This window comes from Parapedobacter sp. ISTM3, from assembly GCF_016533505.1.
GTDB classification, from domain to species: Bacteria; Bacteroidota; Bacteroidia; order Sphingobacteriales; family Sphingobacteriaceae; genus Parapedobacter; species Parapedobacter luteus.
This window is the reverse complement of the sequence record NZ_JAENGN010000001.1, coordinates 503592-519433: the sequence shown is the minus strand read 5'-3', so window position 1 is coordinate 519433 and position 15842 is coordinate 503592. Positions and strand designations below refer to the sequence as shown.

Sequence of the window (15842 nt, the reverse complement as noted above, 5' to 3'; positions counted from 1 at the left end):
GTCTGGGCTTTAGGCTTATCGGTTAATTCTGCTTCTGCGTTACTTCCATTTTCTCCGCAAAATGCTCGCAATAATCGCGCAGGTCGCCGATGACGGCTTTCGCCATGGCGTCATCTCCCGAGGCACGGATAAAGGTATCTCCCAAGGTTTGCAACGTTTCATAGAAAAAACGCTTCATCTCATCCAACGGCATATCTTTGGTCCATAGGTCGATGCGCAAAGAATTTTTATAGTGGTGGTCCCACAAGGCCAGAAACATAGCCTTAGCCGGCAAGGCCTCCGTGCTTTCGCCATCTGTCGATTCCCAGGTAATATTATCCGGAACGTTATTGTCGTCCAGTTCGATGGTTAGTTTTATTTCTGCTTTTTTCATTATCGTTTAGAATAATTTGTTAATCCATAATCGGCTCGCCATTGTAAGGCGCTACCACGCCCTTAAAATCCAAACCAACACCACTACCAGCAGCACGAATACGCCTTCGGCCATCCACACGCGTTTCAGGTTGCGGAGCATCAACCTGAAGAACTGGTCGGCGGCAACCAATACCAACAAAAGTAACAAAAACCACCCGGCTGTACCCATTCCGATTCCTTCGGCGACAATTTGCCACAGCAACCAAGTCATGAGCAACGCCGATGCGATATTCAGTGGAGTAATCCTCAGCTGTCTCATCGCTTCTTCCGGATCGACTTTGGTTTGCCTGCATAGGCTGTATTCCGCTTAGTTTTTTGCGGGGACCGGCCGTTCTTTTTTTGATTGGCTACCTTCTTTTCATGGAACGCACCTTTAAATTCCGGATTATCCTTCCGTTTCTGTGCGTCTATTTCCCGTGCTATGGCCTGCCGTTCTTCAAATCCGGTTTCGGCTATTTCCACCCCTTCGGGGATATCAGCCACCGGAATCTGTTGGCGGATTAGCTTTTCGATTTTACGGATGTAATATTCCTCTGCCGGATTGCAGAAGGTGATGGCATCGCCCGTCTGGAATGCACGGCCCGTACGGCCTATACGGTGCACATAATCCTCGATGACGATGGGCACATTGAAATTGATTACATGGCTCACGTTGCTTACATCCAGGCCACGTGCCGCGACATCCGTGGCCACCAGTATCCGGATATCGCCTTCCTTAAATGCGTTGATGGAATTTATCCGCGTGTTTTGTCCTTTATTGGCGTGGATCACGCGGACGTTTTCCGCACCGTATCTACGTTCGACGAAACTGAATACGTTGTCTGCCACCGCCCTGGTCTTGCAGAACACGATGAGCCGGTGCAGTGTTTCATCGTCCTTAAGCAAGTGCTGCAGCAAATTGATTTTAGTTTTAAGGTTGGGAACGTAATACAATGTTTGTCTTACTGTTTGAGCCGGCGTGGCCTGTTCGGTCACTTCGACGATGGTTGGGAACGCCAGGAAGTCCCCCGCAATTTTGTGCACCAGTTCGCTCATGGTGGCGGAGAAGAGCAGATTCTGCCGCTTTCGGGGCACCACCTCCAATATCCTGTGCAGTTTACCGATGAATCCCATATCCATCATTTTATCTGCCTCATCCATCACGAGCACTTTCAGGGATTTGGTGGCAATATGCCCCGCGAGGTACAAGTCGAGAAACCGACCCGGCGTAGCCACGATGATATCCACGCCCTGTTCAAGCGCCGTAATTTGCGTTTTAGGGCCAAGGCCGCCGTAGAGTACGACCGTTCGCAAGTCTGTGTATTTAGCAAACAAACGGATGTTTTCTTCGATTTGCATGGCCAGTTCGCGTGTCGGCGAGAGGATAAGTGCCCGCGCATCATTGCCTTGGGCATAATTGAGTTTCATCAAAATCGGCAACACGAAAGCCGCAGTTTTACCCGTGCCTGTCTGTGCTATGCCCATGACATCCTGGCCCGACAAGATCGGCGGAATGGCTTTCCGCTGGATGGGCGTTGGTGCCGAATACCCCGCATCCTCGATGGCATTCAGGATTTGTCTGTTGAATTTGAAATCCGAAAAGGTATTCCGCTCCATCCCGCAAAGATAGCAAAAATGAAGGTATTGCTTAGTTCTTTCGTTTCACCAACAGTACTTCATCATTATCCAGCAGCAAATAGCCGTATTCATAACAAAAGCGATATTGGCTGCCGTTGTTGGTTTCATACATGTCGGTGATGTAGTCAAAATTAAAACCGGCACTGACAAGCGTTTTCCACCTTACTTTTACCTTGCCTTCAGGATTAAGGGTTTCGAGAATCTTCCGATTCCGTTTCAGGATACTATTTACTCGACGGAGGTAGCCGTTTTCTTCGGCATTCCGCCTGTTGTTGTAGTTGCTACGGCAGGCGTCATCGCAGAATTTCTTGTCAGCACGGCCAGCCAACGGCTCACCGCAATCTAAACATTTTTTTTTCATAGGCGAGGGTTACGTTTGACAATATGCTTAGATGATGGCTTAAAGATAAGGTTTTTTCCCCAAGGCGCAATAACGGGTGCACGACCGCTGTTTGCAGATTGCTCAAAATCCGAAATTTGCCGTGCGCCCCCCCGATAACGCCTTACATTTCGTAGCTTTGCCTACATTCACGCTATGCGTATACTCATTCTACACAACCACTATCAGGACCCCGGGGGCGAAGATGCGGTTTTCGAGCAGGAACGGATCTTACTCTCCACCACGGAAACGGTGTCATCCCTTACGTTCAAGAACCGAAAGGGGTGGCGGGGAGTGTGGCAGACACTATGGTCGCCATGGAATGTGTGGGCTGCCCAACGGATAAAACAAGCCATCCAGCGCCATCAGCCCGACCTTATCCACATCCATAACCTGCACTATGCCATCGGGCCCATTGCGGTTGTTATTGCCAAACGGATGGGTATCCCCGTCGTGATGACGCTGCATAATTATCGGCTGTTATGCCCATCGGCCACATTGTTCCATCATGGAAAGCTGTTTACATCAAGCCTGCGTGCGCAGTACCCTTGGAAGGCTATCCGGTTAGGCGTACATAGTCATTCCATATTCAAGACGTGCTGGCTGGCCAGCACCACTTGGCTACATAAAAAATTAGGCACCTGGCAACAGGTCGATCGGTACATTACGCTGACGGACTTCGCCAGGCAACTATTTATTGTTTCATCGTTCAATGTCTCGGCGGAAAAATTTGTAGTTAAGCCGAATTTTGTGACCCGAAGCCGGCAATCCGGGCAACCACGGGAAAAACACTTCCTGTTCGTCGGGCGCCTTACGGAAGAAAAGGGCGTAAAGGTATTGCTGGATGCGTTTAGCACTACCGGTCTCCGATTGCGGATTGCGGGCGATGGCCCACTGCGGGAGCTGGTCAAGGAAGCGACAAAAAAGCAACCCCATATCACCTACCTGGGCGCGCTGCGGCCAGCAGCAATCGACGCCGAGTTGGCCAGCTGCACGGCACTCGTTTTTCCGTCAATTTGGTACGAGGGTATGCCCATCACGTTGCTGGAAGCGTTCGCCGCGGGCACGCCGGTCATTGCCAGCGATTTAGGCGCCATGCGGTCGATGATTACCGAAGGGCAAAACGGATGGCGTTTCCCTGCCGGTGATGCAACCATCCTGCGCCAGAAGCTCCAGCAATGGCTTGACCTGGATGAGGCATCCAGGCGGCGGATCGGCAACGGTGCCAGGCTAACGTACGAACAGCACTATACAGCCGAGCGGAACAAAGCGCGCCTGCTCGATATCTATCAATCGGTCACCGCACAACGTCCCCGGGCAACCTGATGCCCCCCAAGAGCCGCCGCAATGCCATGCCATCACCCCTTGTTCAGTTCGGCGGCAACACGCTGGGCCTCCTCCATCACTCGGAAAAAGTTTCCGCTCCAGATTTTTTTGATGTCTTCCTCACTATAACCGCGCTTGACCAACTCATAGGTAATGTTGCCCATCTCGCTCACATCAAACATACCCGTAACACCGCCGCCGCCATCCAAGTCAGGGCCAATGCCTACGTAATCGACACCTACAAGCTTGACGATGTGGTCGATATGGTCCACCACAGTCTGTAGCGTAGCAAGTTCTTCGGGAAATCTTTTATTGATCTCCTGCATTTCCGCAGCCCTCGCCTGCTGCTGCGCCTCGGATAGTTCAGCGCCCCTCGGATACTTTTCGCGGAGGGCCTGCAAGGCTTTAGCACGCCCAGCGTTGCCCGCTTTCAGGTAGCCGCTAAGCATATTCATCTGGACCACGCCGCCTTTGGCCGCTATTGCTTTAATCTGGTCGTCCGTAAGATTGCGTGGATGATTAAACAGCGCCCGCGCCGAGCTATGGGTAGCCACAATGGGTGCAGCGGAAAGCTCCAAACAATCCCACACGGTGCTGTCAGACGTATGCGACACGTCCACAATCATGCCCAGACGGTTCATTTCCTTCACCACTTCAACGCCGAACGGACTAAGTCCGCCATGTTCGGGCCCTTTGGGATCGGTTGACGAGTCACAAATATCATTATTGCTGGTATGGCAGAGCGTCATATACCGGGCACCCAGATCATAATAGGTCTTCAGCAGAGACAAATCGTTGCCAATAGCCCATCCGTTTTCCACTGCGGTAAATACCGCGAACTTGCCCGCTTTTTCCAGTGCCATCGCCTCCTCGGGGGTCGTTGCAAATCCAGCGAAGTCAGGATGGTCATCCGCGATCTGATGAACAATGTCAAAAAGCTCCAGCGCACGTCTCTTGGCATCCGCATTGCCCGCCGGTGTACGGGGTCCCTGCCCGAGGTATACCGCAAAGAACATGGCATCCATACCGCCTTTTTTGATCCGCGGAAAATCTACCTTAGAGCCAGTCGTGCGGGGGTTGTGTTCCTTGGTCACATCAAAGTCCGGCCGTGCGTGCAAAAGCATCGGCAAGTCACAATGCGTATCGAGCGTCAAGGCAGAAGCATGGATAGCATCGGCCTTGGCTTTGATTTGTGGATCATTGTACGTTTGACCGAAAACGGCAACGGTTGACAGCACGATGCTGCCCAATGTGATAGGCATAACAATTTTATTCATAAAAAACGTGTCGATAGTGGTGTTATTTGTGTTTCTGCTTCTAAAACTAAACAAAGATCAGCACTTACGCCCATCTTTTTATAAAAATGTTGCAAAATCACGCCTCGTCAGCAAGTTCCTGCTCGATATGATTCAATACTTGAACATCTTCAAAGTCGATTTGACCGGTTATTTCGTGGCTACGCTCCAAAAGCCACTTCGATCGCCCTAAAAGCGTGCACTTCGCTACATTGGACGACTGCTGCAGGGCATCGTGATACAACAATAACGCCAGCGGACGCAGCTGCAGTTCATGCAATCGGTCAACCGTGTCAAGCAGCGTCTTGTCCGGTAACCGGAGCATATCCACGCGCCTGATGTCAAAGTATTCCTCGTAAAGCAACGCGAGATCATCCTGCATCTCGGGCAAAGCGTCATCCAGGGCTGGACTGCCCTTGCTTTTGATCCGTTCAAGTGCTTCGAAGAAACGCTTAATCAGTCGCTCAATATAATCCTCCCGGCGTGATTGGTACATGGTTCGTTCAACTTTCGGTGACGGTATACCTGGTGCATGGTTAATCCGCAAGCATCTAACCGCTGCCAAGGATAACCAATTTTTCCGTTTATGCGAAATCGTTGATACCATGACCGCCGGATTTCCACGCTTTTGACATTAAAATGTCACACAAACGAGAAATTAATCCTATAATTGTGTCATCATATGTTAGTAGACACCAAACAACGAATCGTAGATACGGCTATCGCTATTTTCAACGACGACCAGTCGGCCTCATTGGAAAGGGTAGCCGAAAAAGCGTCCGTGACGCGGCGGACACTCCATCGTTATTTTAAAGATCGCCGCGAACTGCTGGCTGCCTGTAGCAAAGACATCCGTAAGCGCTGTAGCGAGGCAATAACGGCCGCGCTTGATAATCCGGGCGATCCCGCATGGCAGTTGGAGCAGCTATTATATGCCGCGATAGATTGCGGGGTGAAATACGCTTTTTTCCATAAATTGCATCATAGCGAAGATCACGACCACCGCAGCGCCAATGATGATTGCGCGGCCTATGAAGCCATGCACCGACGCTTTCTTCAATTCATTGTACACTTACAGGAACAGGCAATCATCACCAAGCACCTTACTGCCGAATGGATATACTGCTTTTTCAGCGGCGTAGTGAACACGGCAGTGAGCGCTGACAGCACGGGTGCAGTAGCCCGGTTAAGCCAGAAGCAATTTGCGTGGTTTTCATTTAGCAAAGGAATCGGAATTTAAATTTTTTTGTACCACCATGTCCCATCTTTGAGACATTTAACCCTCTTCGTATGCAACAACAATCAAGTTTTGACGCCGTAATCGTCGGTGGCAGCTATGCAGGCCTCGCTGCCGGTATGGCACTGGGCCGGTCTATACGCCGAGTACTCATCGTTGACAGCGGTAAACCCTGCAACGCGCAAACCCCTCATTCGCATAATTTCCTTACGCAGGACGGCAACACCCCTGCTGCCATTGCGGCGATCGGACGTGAGCAAGTACTTGCCTACCCTACGGTACAAATTGTGCATGACGAGGTCATTGATGTCTCCGGCGAAAACCTAAGTTTCCAACTAAAAACAGCCACGGGAAAGCAGATCGCGGCCAGAAAAATCGTGTTTGCAACCGGCATCAAGGATCAGTTGCCAGCAATCGACGGGTTTTCCGCATGCTGGGGCATATCTGCAATACATTGCCCCTATTGCCACGGCTACGAATACCGCAATCTGTCCACCGGCCTATTGGTCAATGGCGAGATGGCCTTCGAAAAAAGCAGGTTGATACACAACTGGACTAAGCAGCTCACCGTATTTACCAATGGTGAGCCGACAATTGCCGACGATCAGGTCAGGCAACTCACAGCTCTGGGAATTGCCGTGGTGCCTACCCCGGTGCAACGGCTCGTACATACATCAGGCCACATTGAACACATCGTATTGGCAGACGGCAGCTCATACGCGCTAAAAGCGCTGTACGCCGCGCTACCCTTTGTGCAGCACAGCACATTGCTGGAGCAGTTGGGATGCGAATTGCTGGATTCGGGGCACGTCAAGGTGGATGGCTTTCAGCGAACCACAGTGCCGGGCATATACGCAGCAGGTGACAACGCCGTAAAGATGCGCAGTGTAGCGTCAGCAGTCGCAGCAGGAACCACCGCCGGTGCGTTTGTCAACCATGAGCTGATCACTGAAGGACTGTGACCACCTTGTTGGCAAGACGTCGCACTCCTTCTGTATGGGGAGTACTAATGCAGAAGGTAGTAGATAAACTCGCCCATACTTTTACCAAATGCATAAATGGCATAAGCAGAAAGGGCAAACAGACCGATTCGTACCACTTTGTTTTCCAGCAGGCGGCTACTTTTTCGTATGTCTATCATCACAAGTTTACTTAAAACAACCCTATTATCTTTACAAAGGTACATTTTTCTATCGATTATGTGATAGCTAGAACAATTGCACTTATCGCTTATATCAGCACGGTCAACCGGATACTTGACGATTATCGGTACGGACAAGCGAAATGGAAATGGCCGATAAAGCCGCGATTACTGCAATAGCCGCAAAGATGGAAGACGTACTTTGGCTCCAGTCCACGATATAACCCAGCATCGGTTCGCCAACTGCGGCAAAAAAATAAGCCGTAGTGTTCATTACCCCGATACCGGTGCCGGTGTTCGTGCTCCCCAGCAGTTCCGGGCACAACGCCCAGAAATTCGCTTGCGGACCATAGACAAAGAAGCCCGTGAGCAACATCAGCACGCCACTGAGCACAACGTTTTCAATAGGTGCCCAATAGATCAGCATCGCGAGTAAAGCGCTGGCTACCATTCCGAAGCGTATAGACGCTAATTTATTGTGCTTAAACAGCGTATCGGATATAATGCCGAATGCCAATGCCCCGAATGCCATTCCCACCGGCATCAAAAAAGTGACCCACAGATTGGTTGAGTCTTCTTTCCAGCTATGCCCAAGGTAATGGATAGGCACCCAAAAAATCAGGCCGTAGCGGGCCATACTCTGAAAGCCGATGGCTACACAAGCAGTCAAAAAACTACGGTTGGAGAAAACAGCTGCGTACCTTGACTTCAACGTGCCGCGTGGCGCCGGCGCGGGAGAGCCATCGTCTTTTTTTTGGACACTGCCGTACCCTTTGTCTGACGGCTTGTCGCGCGCAATAAAAAAAAAGACCACCGATGCAACAAGCAACAAAAGTACAGGTATGCGGAAAAGCATCTGCCATTCCATGCCTGCTTGCAGGAGGTAGATGGACAGCAGATACGTAACAGCGGAAGAGGAGCCGGCAGCCATGGTATAGAAGCCGAACGCCTTGCCGTGCTCGGCTTCTGACCACCAATTGGTAATCAGTTTACCCCCAGGTGCCCAAGCCATGGATTGGAAGTACCCATTCAGCGCCCATAGCAGGATCACGGTGGTGGGTGACTGAGCATAGCTGACCGCAAAATTGGCGAATACCGACAGGATGGCGCCTAAAGGAATCATCATTCGTGGGCTGAAGCGGTCGGCAAGGTTTCCGTTGATAAACTGACCGATGCCGTATCCGATAAGCATCGAAAAGCTAATCCATCCGATCATGGCGTAAGGGATGTCCAGTGCCGTGGCCATCCCCTGTGCCGCCCACCCAAAGTTATGTCTGCCCGTATAAAAAAACAGGTAGCAGAACATGGTGATGAACAACATCTTCCATTGCTCTTTTCGGAAATTCCCCGCCATCATTCCCCTATTCTAATACCCACACGTAGTGGCTTATGAGAAATCGCATATTCAAACGCCTGCTGGGCCTGCGAAAGCGGGAACTCTTTTTCCACCACGCTTGAAAATGGGTATTTCAGCGTATTGCGTGTCATAAAATCGAGAGCATATTGAATATCTTCATAGTTATAGTTGTGCAGCCCCCGGATCGTTAGCAAACGCCTGACGATGCTTTCAGCATCCATGGCTAACTTACGATCACCAAACACCGCGCCGACCCATATCGCCGTTCCACCGTAGGACAGCGTTTCCAGTCCCATTTCCATCGCCTGCGGCGAACCGCTCATGTCGAAGGCGATGTCGACCGTAGCTGGAGGTATGCGCTCACCTCGACTTAAGTAGACCACTGCGTCTGCACCAAACAACATGGCTTGCGATAAGCGCCGGTCACTGACGTCTGCAGCGATGACCTGGCAAGCCCCCGCATCTTTGCACATAGCAGCGCAAGCAACCCCCAGGAGTCCCATGCCGGTGATCAATACCCGCTTACCCTGAATATCCCTAGCCATGCGCAACGCCCCAGCCACGGTAGCGATGGCGCAGTTGATCGTTGCCGCTACCGGTATGGGAATCCCTTCCGGAACCTTTAAGATAACAGTATAAGGCCGCAGTATGCAGTACTCCGCCAGACCACCATGAAAGGCGTCCTCCTCGGTCAACAACTCGTGACCGTATTTGAACAGGTTATCCCCCTTTTGCGGCATGCCCTGCCGGGATAACTGGCAATTTGCGTCCGATGCGAAAATTGACCAGGTCACGATGTCTCCGACGCTTAAAGGCAGGCCTGCATGGTCCCTGCCGGCGTGCTGCTCATCAATAGCAATGACACGCCCCACAATTTCATGGCCCAATACAGATGGTGTTTTTTCGTTCCGTTTCCCGGAAAAACTATGTAAATCGCTACCGCAAAGTGTCGTATAAAGATTGGCCACCAGCACTTCCCCCGCCTGAAGGCGGGGGACTTGATACGAACGCGCTTCCAGGGGCTGTCCGGCTCCGGAAAACACCATGATTTCCCCGGTGGGGTGTGTGCTTTTTTTCATCCTATTCCGCTTTCTGGCCAATGCCTCAATTTGATGAGCTGATTCCAAATGGATTGGTAAACGTCCGGTAAACGTTATCACCATCTATCCGGATGAGCTCGGCCCTAACGTAGTTTCGGATACCCGGATTGCTGTTTAGATCCAGTGTGCTGCCCTCATGGACAATGTTGCCCAAAGCCCACGGTTCGTTACTCGTCTTATAATCTGCCAACATCTCCAGGGTTTCAGGGACAGATATCCAGTTGATCTTGTCGTAATTGGAAGCCGTTATCGTGATGGTATTGTTGCGTTGGTCGATACCGATATTGTCGATGGTCGGGAATGCATTAAAATCGTATTGCCGGACGTCCGTTCGCCCGGGAGCCTTGCAAAAATAGAATTGGCCCCGCTCCATGGCATCACGGACCGCTTCGGTCGTAAATTCGTCGATGAGGAAAACGGTAAACGTATAATTGACATGGTCAAACGCATGCATGTCATTACCTCCAAAGCCCCAAACCGGACGATCGGGCATAAGTCTGGCCAGCAATTGGTCCCACAATCCGATATCAAACTTCTCACGCTCGTCGTCATTATTGGTTACTTCGATGCCTACCAAACCATCGGCCGGATTATTGGTAAACCGCTCGACATACCATTCCACTGGTCTGCGCAGCCACCAGCTGTGCGTTTCGAGCTCGCCGGGATGGTTTAATACAGTCAGCCCTCCTTTTTCCCGGACTCCCCGGATCATGTCGTCTTCCCAGACTTCTCTTCCTTCGTCGTCGGTGATTCCGCCATACGGTGCTTCGGGACCCGTTTTGTCGTAGTAAACACCGTAATCGGAAAAGTAACTGTTGATGTGATGCCTGAACGTCAGCTCATTGCCCTGAATACCGATCATGCCAAGCTCTTCAGGTGCGGAACTACCGTAGTTTGTCCACGGCCAAGTCGGATTGGCAGGGAAATTTTTCGGTAATCTTCCGATAGGATAAGGGGTTGCTGCTTCCACGGGCAGGTGCTTCCAGCTAATCCGCTCATTGGGCCAGTTCCAGTCATGATCCGTGATGGAAAGGATGGTAAAACCTGCCTGCCTGAAGGTGTCGATGACATCCTTTACTTTATGGAAACCATCGCTCTGCAACGAATGCACGTGCAATGCGGCATGGTGCTTTTCAAAGGTCTGCCAGTTTACGTTGCCATATGGATTGACAACGACGCGGTTCTTGTCTGTACTTGCTTTGCTTGTCGGTTTTTTATCCACTCCTTTGAAGTTTACGAATAAAAACGCAAGTGCTATTCCTAAAGAAATCTTTATATAAGTCATGTTATAGAGCTAAAATCAATTACTTTTTTGATGATTGGATAGCTGGATGCATTTCGAATCCCGCCAGCTTAAAAACAAACGCGTGTCCACCGGCAAGCTCGGTTTGTGTGATATCAGGGACTTTGATAATCAGTTGCCCGTCTCGTTTTACGGTATATGCAATGTTACCGGGGTGTCCCAAAAGCGTTATGCTGCCTGATTTTCATAGATCGCTTCAAAGATTTGCCTGATAGGTTGGTCTTTGGCGGTGAGGGTAATGGTTTGTGACACAGAATGAGCGCTGACATGCAGTGCTCCTAAAAGTAACAAAGCTGTAGTTATTTTCATAACCAAGAATAAAAGACTTAGCTGTTCGTTCGCTTTGGTACGCGAAAGAGGCGTGACTCGCATTAACTTCTTTTTTTATACCGCGCACGCAAACCAAAGAACTTTTCTTAAGTTTGTGTTCGGGTAGGTTTGTGATAAACTGTTAACTCCGGTTTAAAATGACTTATCCAAACGCAACAGGGGGGTGGTTCCGACACTTCCCTGTTTGTTTTTTTCGTCCGTAAGACTAAGTAGGTTTTCTGTTCATAGCTGTTGGTTTACTGATTAACGTATAAATAAAAATTAATAAGTTTCGGATTGGATGATTACTGTACGGCCACGTAAGGTAAACTGAGCCGAGGATTCATTTAAGAATTCGAGTAATGTCTTGAGTGAAACATAGCGGCTCATCAACCCGCTATACGATTCCTGCGGCACGTCACCTACGTACTGAATATCGACATCATACCACCGGCTAACTTGTCGCATCAGTTCGACGAGACTGGTCTCCTCGAAATAAAATATGCCAGACTGCCACGCCAACTCTTTTTTAAGGTTTGCCTTAGCGCTGTTTAGCACGCCTGTGCCCGACAAACTTGCCTGTTCGCCCGGCGCAAGCACCAACGATGTGCGCCTACCAAGGGTAGTGACTACCCGGACACTCCCCTCTACCAACGTGGTCTCAATCATCGGTTCATCCTTATATGACGAAATATTGAACTCAGTACCCAAGACTTCAACGACCTGTCCTGCAGACAACACCTTGAAGGGTATGTTTCGCTTACCCGTCTTTTCCTTTAGCTGTGCCACGGAGAAATAGGCTTCGCCTTCCAGTTCCACGACACGCTCGTCGTCATCAAAACGCTTCGGATATTTTAACGTAGATGCTGAATTGAGCCACACGTTGGACCCGTCGGGCAAGGTGATTTGATACGTTCCGCCTTTGGGAGTGGATAGGGACATGCCGGTGTCCTGCGCCAAACCCGAGACCGCAGAGCCATCTAAATACCTAATTCCGTCTCCAACAACAATTCCCGACTGCGCTTCGCTCAAATCAATCGAACGGCCATCGGCAAGGGTCAATATAGCACGGTTAGCTGCCGGCGGAATATCTTCATTAGAAACAATGACGTGAGCACTGTCTGACGACCAACGGCTATTCATCATTAGCCACCCGACAACAAAGAAGATTACCACAGCCGCGGCATAGGGGAGCCACCAGCGCACGCGTCGACTGCGGTTGGAAGTCGGGGTTGATTGACGGGCCAACCGTTCCTGTAACCGGATGCCCGCACGATCGGCAACTTTTCGGGCTTGGTATGCCAAGGCCCGCGGGGTATCGTCGTCGCTGTCGAGCATACGTGTAATGTACGCTTTCAGCAGCATCTCATTGGCTTCTAAGCCAAAATATGCATATAGACGCGCAATTTCGTCCGCGCTGCACTCGCCCTTAAGGTACCGTTCGAATAGGTGCTTGATATCTTGTTCCATCGCCAACGCCCTCTTTGTTTTGTCCTAATACAAGTGGCACGGAAAAAACAGCTACTCGAACCCAAATATTTTTTATGAAACCGTCATGGTTTTCAAAAATCACACGATGGTATGATTAAACCATGACAGCTTCATCGCCATTGAAGAAAAATTTAGACAGATGAAAATAAATACAACACCAGCAGCAGCGGTAAGCCACCGGATGATTTGAGATAACCCTTCAGGTAGCGTGTGCCTTTCTGCAGGTGATTATTTACGGTATGCGTTGATATCCCAAAGCGCTCGGCGGCTTCGTTGTGACTTAGCCCATCCAGTTTGACGGCGACAAACACCTGTCTACATTGGGCAGATAACCCAGTTAGGATCCGATCGATCAGACGTTGATTTTCCTTCCGGAATAAATCAGCCTCTATGTGATTGTATAATTCAGTAGACGACTGGATAATCTGCGCCAGAATGTCCCGCTCCTTACTGGCCCGTTTCATGAAGTTGAAGGCCGTATTGGTCGTGATGCGGTAGAGGTAAGCCTTGAACGACAGGCCGGGATTAAGTTGCGCACGTCCTTCCCAAATTTTCAGGAACACATCTTGCAGCAGCTCCTCGGCATAGGCCTCGTTGCAAACCAACTGCAATAACCTGGCCGCTAACCGCTCCTTGTATTTGTCATACATCGCCGTAAATGCAGCCTCATCGCCATCTCTTATTAGGTTAACCAGCTGCTCTTCCGTATATCGCGAAAATTTGGACATCTTTGGTTGAAGCGTTATTGTTGACAAACTTAGTTCAAAAGATGTTAATTTTCAATTCTACTTCCGGTAGGGTGGGGCCATGGTTTCCTGCGCTTCCCCACATAGTAAGCTGCGCTGCCTGCTGATTGCCCTTTCAGCACTTTTCCTGAAAAAAGGCACACCAATAGATTACAATTTATTAAGGGAATGATGATGTAAAAATAACAAGCAAAACCTGCACAACAACAAACTTCCAGTGGACGAACGCTGCTTTAAAGCATTTTAAGCGTTGGAGCGAAATAGATGTATGAAATGGTTCAACGTGTCAATCTGAGGGTCAGAAGTACTCGAAGATAATAACCAATAGCAAATAAATAAAAACTAAGGTTGTAAATTAGCTTGTTATCTCCGCCGCCAATCTGTGCCATCTCTCGCACCGTTGGTACATCGCATTCGCCAATGGTGGTACACCAAACGGACAAACAGGGCAACTGCCCGTGACAGCAACACCTCACACCCCTAATCAGCCGCCTTTTGGGTAGGGATAGACCACCCATGCTCCAAGCGACGAAGCCTTGAGAAACGTGGCAGATAGGTGGATCATACGTGGCGCATACGTGGATCATAGGTGGCTAAACCCGGATTCATCCGTATCGTTGCTAAGACAGCAGTAAGCAGCCTATTGACCCCCAGTACTTAAAACCTGTAGTTATACAAAAAATGTAACAACAAGCCTGCTTTTTTCATCCAAGAATGGTAAACTTGCATGACGTTAGTCGACGCAATAAGTTCTTTAACCACATAATCACATATGAAGAAAGCTCTATCAATCACCGCACTTGTCGGCCTGTTGCTGTGCAACGGAGTTGTAGCAGATGCGCAAAACCGCATTGAATTCAAGGAATTCAAGCTTGACAACGGCCTCACCGTGCTCATGCACCGGGACAATACCACACCAATTGTAGCAGTCTCAGTCATGTACCATGTGGGTTCCAAAAATGAAGACCCCCAACGGACCGGATTTGCGCACTTCTTTGAGCATCTGCTCTTTGAAGGCACGGAAAACATCGGACGCGGCGAATACATGAAAAAAATCGAGTCCATTGGTGGTACACTCAACGCCTATACCTCAAACGACATCACGTATTATCATGAAGTTGTACCGGCGAACTACCTCGAAACTGCACTCTACATGGAAAGTGAGCGCATGCTACACGCCAAAATCGACACCGTCGGCGTGGAAACCCAGCGTAGCGTGGTGAAAGAAGAGATGCGGCAGCGTTATGACAACCAGCCATATGGCACCATCCTGCGCGAAACCTTCAAACGTTCGCACCAGGTGCACCCCTATAATTGGCCGGTCATCGGCTCACTTGATCACCTGAATGCCGCTACATTGGACGAATTCATGCAGTTTTACCGGACTTATTATGTACCCAACAATGCGGTGCTTTCTATCGCTGGCGACATCGACTATGCGCAAACCGAAGCTTGGGTGCGGAAGTACTTCTCCGAAATACCGGCCGGTACCGGCACCATCAACCGACCCAATGTGACCGAACCTAAACGCACGCAAGAAATACGCGACATTGTATACGACAATATCCAATTACCTGCGGTCATCCTGGCCTATAACCTACCGCCCAAGAAACACCAGGATTCTTATGCGCTGAGTATGCTCTCGACCTACCTCACCGGAGGTAACAGCTCGCTGCTGACCAAGGAGGTCGTGGATAAACAACAGAAGGCTGTGGGCGTAGCCGCATTTCCGCTCGACCTGGAAGACGGTGGCGTGTTTCTCACCTATGCCATAGCCAATATGGGCGTATCGGCAGACTCGTTGCAGCATGCACTGGATGGGCAGATTGAAAAAGTCATCGCCAATGGCATATCCGAACGCGACTTCCAGAAGTTGCAAGCACAAGTGGAAAACTCCGTAGTAAGCCGTCATGCGTCCGTTGCCGGCATTGCGGAAAGCCTTGCCGAAGCGAAGACCTTTTTCGGCAACGCCGATGAGATAAACCACGAGATGGCAAAATACAATAAGGTGACTCGCGAAGATATCCAACGGGTAGCGCAACAGTACTTGGCCAAATCTGGCCGCGTTGTATTGTATTACCTGCCGAAATCTGAAGAACCAAAACAATAACCGCTTATTTCAACGAA

The 15842-nt window shown here is 50.0% G+C and carries 17 protein-coding genes; 4 read left to right on the top strand and 13 right to left on the bottom strand.

What is annotated here, in order from left to right; translation table 11 throughout:
• Positions 1–22 precede the first annotated feature (22 nt).
• From gldC to JHJ32_RS02195, 4 genes are read right to left on the bottom strand one after another with little or no spacing between them, the layout of a single operon-like run.
• Positions 23–373, bottom strand: coding sequence for a gliding motility protein GldC (gldC, locus tag JHJ32_RS02210; RefSeq protein ID WP_079715013.1), 351 nt, complete (start codon positions 371–373; stop codon positions 23–25).
• A 51-nt stretch (positions 374–424) separates the two neighbouring features.
• Entirely contained in the window at positions 425–673 is a 249-nt protein-coding gene (locus JHJ32_RS02205; protein ID WP_079715012.1) for a hypothetical protein, read from the bottom strand.
• A complete protein-coding gene (locus tag JHJ32_RS02200; RefSeq protein ID WP_079715011.1) occupies positions 670–2010 on the bottom strand; it encodes a DEAD/DEAH box helicase in 1341 nt (446 codons plus the stop codon). The genes JHJ32_RS02205 and JHJ32_RS02200 overlap by 4 nt, the downstream gene beginning before the upstream one ends.
• A gap of 31 nt (positions 2011–2041) precedes the next feature.
• Positions 2042–2392, bottom strand: coding sequence for a hypothetical protein (locus JHJ32_RS02195; protein WP_079715010.1), 351 nt, complete (start codon positions 2390–2392; stop codon positions 2042–2044).
• A gap of 174 nt (positions 2393–2566) precedes the next feature.
• On the opposite strand from JHJ32_RS02195, the gene JHJ32_RS02190 reads away from it, so the two are divergent.
• Positions 2567–3736: a glycosyltransferase family 4 protein gene (locus JHJ32_RS02190; protein WP_200119555.1), complete on the top strand. Its 1170-nt coding sequence runs from the start codon at positions 2567–2569 to the stop codon at positions 3734–3736.
• A 32-nt stretch (positions 3737–3768) separates the two neighbouring features.
• Here the strand turns inward: JHJ32_RS02190 and JHJ32_RS02185 are convergent, their stop codons facing one another.
• Positions 3769–5013: a dipeptidase gene (locus JHJ32_RS02185; RefSeq protein ID WP_200119553.1), complete on the bottom strand. Its 1245-nt coding sequence runs from the start codon at positions 5011–5013 to the stop codon at positions 3769–3771.
• A 97-nt stretch (positions 5014–5110) separates the two neighbouring features.
• The gene (locus JHJ32_RS02180) at positions 5111–5527 is read right to left on the bottom strand and encodes a hypothetical protein (protein WP_139378478.1); all 417 of its coding nucleotides are present in this window, start codon (positions 5525–5527) and stop codon (positions 5111–5113) included.
• A 186-nt stretch (positions 5528–5713) separates the two neighbouring features.
• On the opposite strand from JHJ32_RS02180, the gene JHJ32_RS02175 reads away from it, so the two are divergent.
• Together JHJ32_RS02175 and JHJ32_RS02170 are read left to right on the top strand one after the other, a co-directional pair.
• On the top strand, positions 5714–6271 hold the full coding sequence (locus tag JHJ32_RS02175) for a TetR/AcrR family transcriptional regulator (RefSeq protein ID WP_079715006.1): 558 nt from the start codon (positions 5714–5716) through the stop codon (positions 6269–6271).
• Between the two features lie 50 nt (positions 6272–6321).
• The gene (locus tag JHJ32_RS02170) at positions 6322–7230 is read left to right on the top strand and encodes an NAD(P)/FAD-dependent oxidoreductase (RefSeq protein WP_200119551.1); all 909 of its coding nucleotides are present in this window, start codon (positions 6322–6324) and stop codon (positions 7228–7230) included.
• Between the two features lie 44 nt (positions 7231–7274).
• Here the strand turns inward: JHJ32_RS02170 and JHJ32_RS22985 are convergent, their stop codons facing one another.
• The 7 genes from JHJ32_RS22985 to JHJ32_RS02140 all read right to left on the bottom strand — a co-directional run bounded on the left by JHJ32_RS22985 (position 7275) and on the right by JHJ32_RS02140 (position 13697).
• Complete coding sequence (locus tag JHJ32_RS22985) at positions 7275–7409, bottom strand: hypothetical protein (protein ID WP_255539679.1); 135 nt, start codon at positions 7407–7409, stop codon at positions 7275–7277.
• A gap of 103 nt (positions 7410–7512) precedes the next feature.
• Complete coding sequence (locus JHJ32_RS02165) at positions 7513–8766, bottom strand: MFS transporter (RefSeq protein WP_233632434.1); 1254 nt, start codon at positions 8764–8766, stop codon at positions 7513–7515.
• Positions 8763–9845, bottom strand: coding sequence for a zinc-binding dehydrogenase (locus JHJ32_RS02160; protein ID WP_200119549.1), 1083 nt, complete (start codon positions 9843–9845; stop codon positions 8763–8765). Before JHJ32_RS02160 ends, JHJ32_RS02165 begins: the two co-directional genes overlap by 4 nt.
• Before the next feature lie 25 nt (positions 9846–9870).
• A complete protein-coding gene (locus JHJ32_RS02155; protein WP_200119547.1) occupies positions 9871–11151 on the bottom strand; it encodes a PHP domain-containing protein in 1281 nt (426 codons plus the stop codon).
• Positions 11152–11337: 186 nt separating this feature from the next.
• Positions 11338–11478 carry a hypothetical protein gene (locus tag JHJ32_RS02150; RefSeq protein WP_200119545.1) on the bottom strand — a complete coding sequence of 47 codons (141 nt, stop codon included), beginning with the start codon at positions 11476–11478 and terminating at the stop codon, positions 11338–11340.
• Positions 11479–11760: 282 nt separating this feature from the next.
• Positions 11761–12948 (bottom strand): FecR family protein, encoded by a 1188-nt coding sequence (locus JHJ32_RS02145; RefSeq protein WP_200119543.1) that lies wholly within the window; start codon positions 12946–12948, stop codon positions 11761–11763.
• Positions 12949–13100: 152 nt separating this feature from the next.
• Positions 13101–13697, bottom strand: coding sequence for an RNA polymerase sigma factor (locus JHJ32_RS02140; protein WP_079714998.1), 597 nt, complete (start codon positions 13695–13697; stop codon positions 13101–13103).
• A 790-nt stretch (positions 13698–14487) separates the two neighbouring features.
• Here JHJ32_RS02140 and JHJ32_RS02135 point away from each other — a divergent pair.
• Positions 14488–15825: a pitrilysin family protein gene (locus JHJ32_RS02135; RefSeq protein ID WP_200119542.1), complete on the top strand. Its 1338-nt coding sequence runs from the start codon at positions 14488–14490 to the stop codon at positions 15823–15825.
• Positions 15826–15842 lie beyond the last annotated feature (17 nt).

Excerpts from the sequence above, each read along its gene's own strand:
- JHJ32_RS02165 (WP_233632434.1), bottom strand. The coding sequence starts at position 8,766 with ATGATGGCGGGGAATTTCCGAAAAGAGCAATGGAAGATGTTGTTCATC.
- JHJ32_RS02195 (WP_079715010.1), bottom strand. The coding sequence starts at position 2,392 with ATGAAAAAAAAATGTTTAGATTGCGGTGAGCCGTTGGCTGGCCGTGCT.
- JHJ32_RS02135 (WP_200119542.1), top strand. The coding sequence starts at position 14,488 with ATGAAGAAAGCTCTATCAATCACCGCACTTGTCGGCCTGTTGCTGTGC.
- JHJ32_RS02190 (WP_200119555.1), top strand. The coding sequence starts at position 2,567 with ATGCGTATACTCATTCTACACAACCACTATCAGGACCCCGGGGGCGAA.
- JHJ32_RS02140 (WP_079714998.1), bottom strand. The coding sequence starts at position 13,697 with ATGTCCAAATTTTCGCGATATACGGAAGAGCAGCTGGTTAACCTAATA.
- JHJ32_RS02205 (WP_079715012.1), bottom strand. The coding sequence starts at position 673 with ATGAGACAGCTGAGGATTACTCCACTGAATATCGCATCGGCGTTGCTC.
- JHJ32_RS02150 (WP_200119545.1), bottom strand. The coding sequence starts at position 11,478 with ATGAAAATAACTACAGCTTTGTTACTTTTAGGAGCACTGCATGTCAGC.
- JHJ32_RS02200 (WP_079715011.1), bottom strand. The coding sequence starts at position 2,010 with ATGGAGCGGAATACCTTTTCGGATTTCAAATTCAACAGACAAATCCTG.
- JHJ32_RS02145 (WP_200119543.1), bottom strand. The coding sequence starts at position 12,948 with ATGGAACAAGATATCAAGCACCTATTCGAACGGTACCTTAAGGGCGAG.
- JHJ32_RS02175 (WP_079715006.1), top strand. The coding sequence starts at position 5,714 with ATGTTAGTAGACACCAAACAACGAATCGTAGATACGGCTATCGCTATT.
- JHJ32_RS22985 (WP_255539679.1), bottom strand. The coding sequence starts at position 7,409 with ATGATAGACATACGAAAAAGTAGCCGCCTGCTGGAAAACAAAGTGGTA.
- gldC (WP_079715013.1), bottom strand. The coding sequence starts at position 373 with ATGAAAAAAGCAGAAATAAAACTAACCATCGAACTGGACGACAATAAC.
- JHJ32_RS02180 (WP_139378478.1), bottom strand. The coding sequence starts at position 5,527 with ATGTACCAATCACGCCGGGAGGATTATATTGAGCGACTGATTAAGCGT.
- JHJ32_RS02155 (WP_200119547.1), bottom strand. The coding sequence starts at position 11,151 with ATGACTTATATAAAGATTTCTTTAGGAATAGCACTTGCGTTTTTATTC.
- JHJ32_RS02170 (WP_200119551.1), top strand. The coding sequence starts at position 6,322 with ATGCAACAACAATCAAGTTTTGACGCCGTAATCGTCGGTGGCAGCTAT.
- JHJ32_RS02160 (WP_200119549.1), bottom strand. The coding sequence starts at position 9,845 with ATGAAAAAAAGCACACACCCCACCGGGGAAATCATGGTGTTTTCCGGA.
- JHJ32_RS02185 (WP_200119553.1), bottom strand. The coding sequence starts at position 5,013 with ATGAATAAAATTGTTATGCCTATCACATTGGGCAGCATCGTGCTGTCA.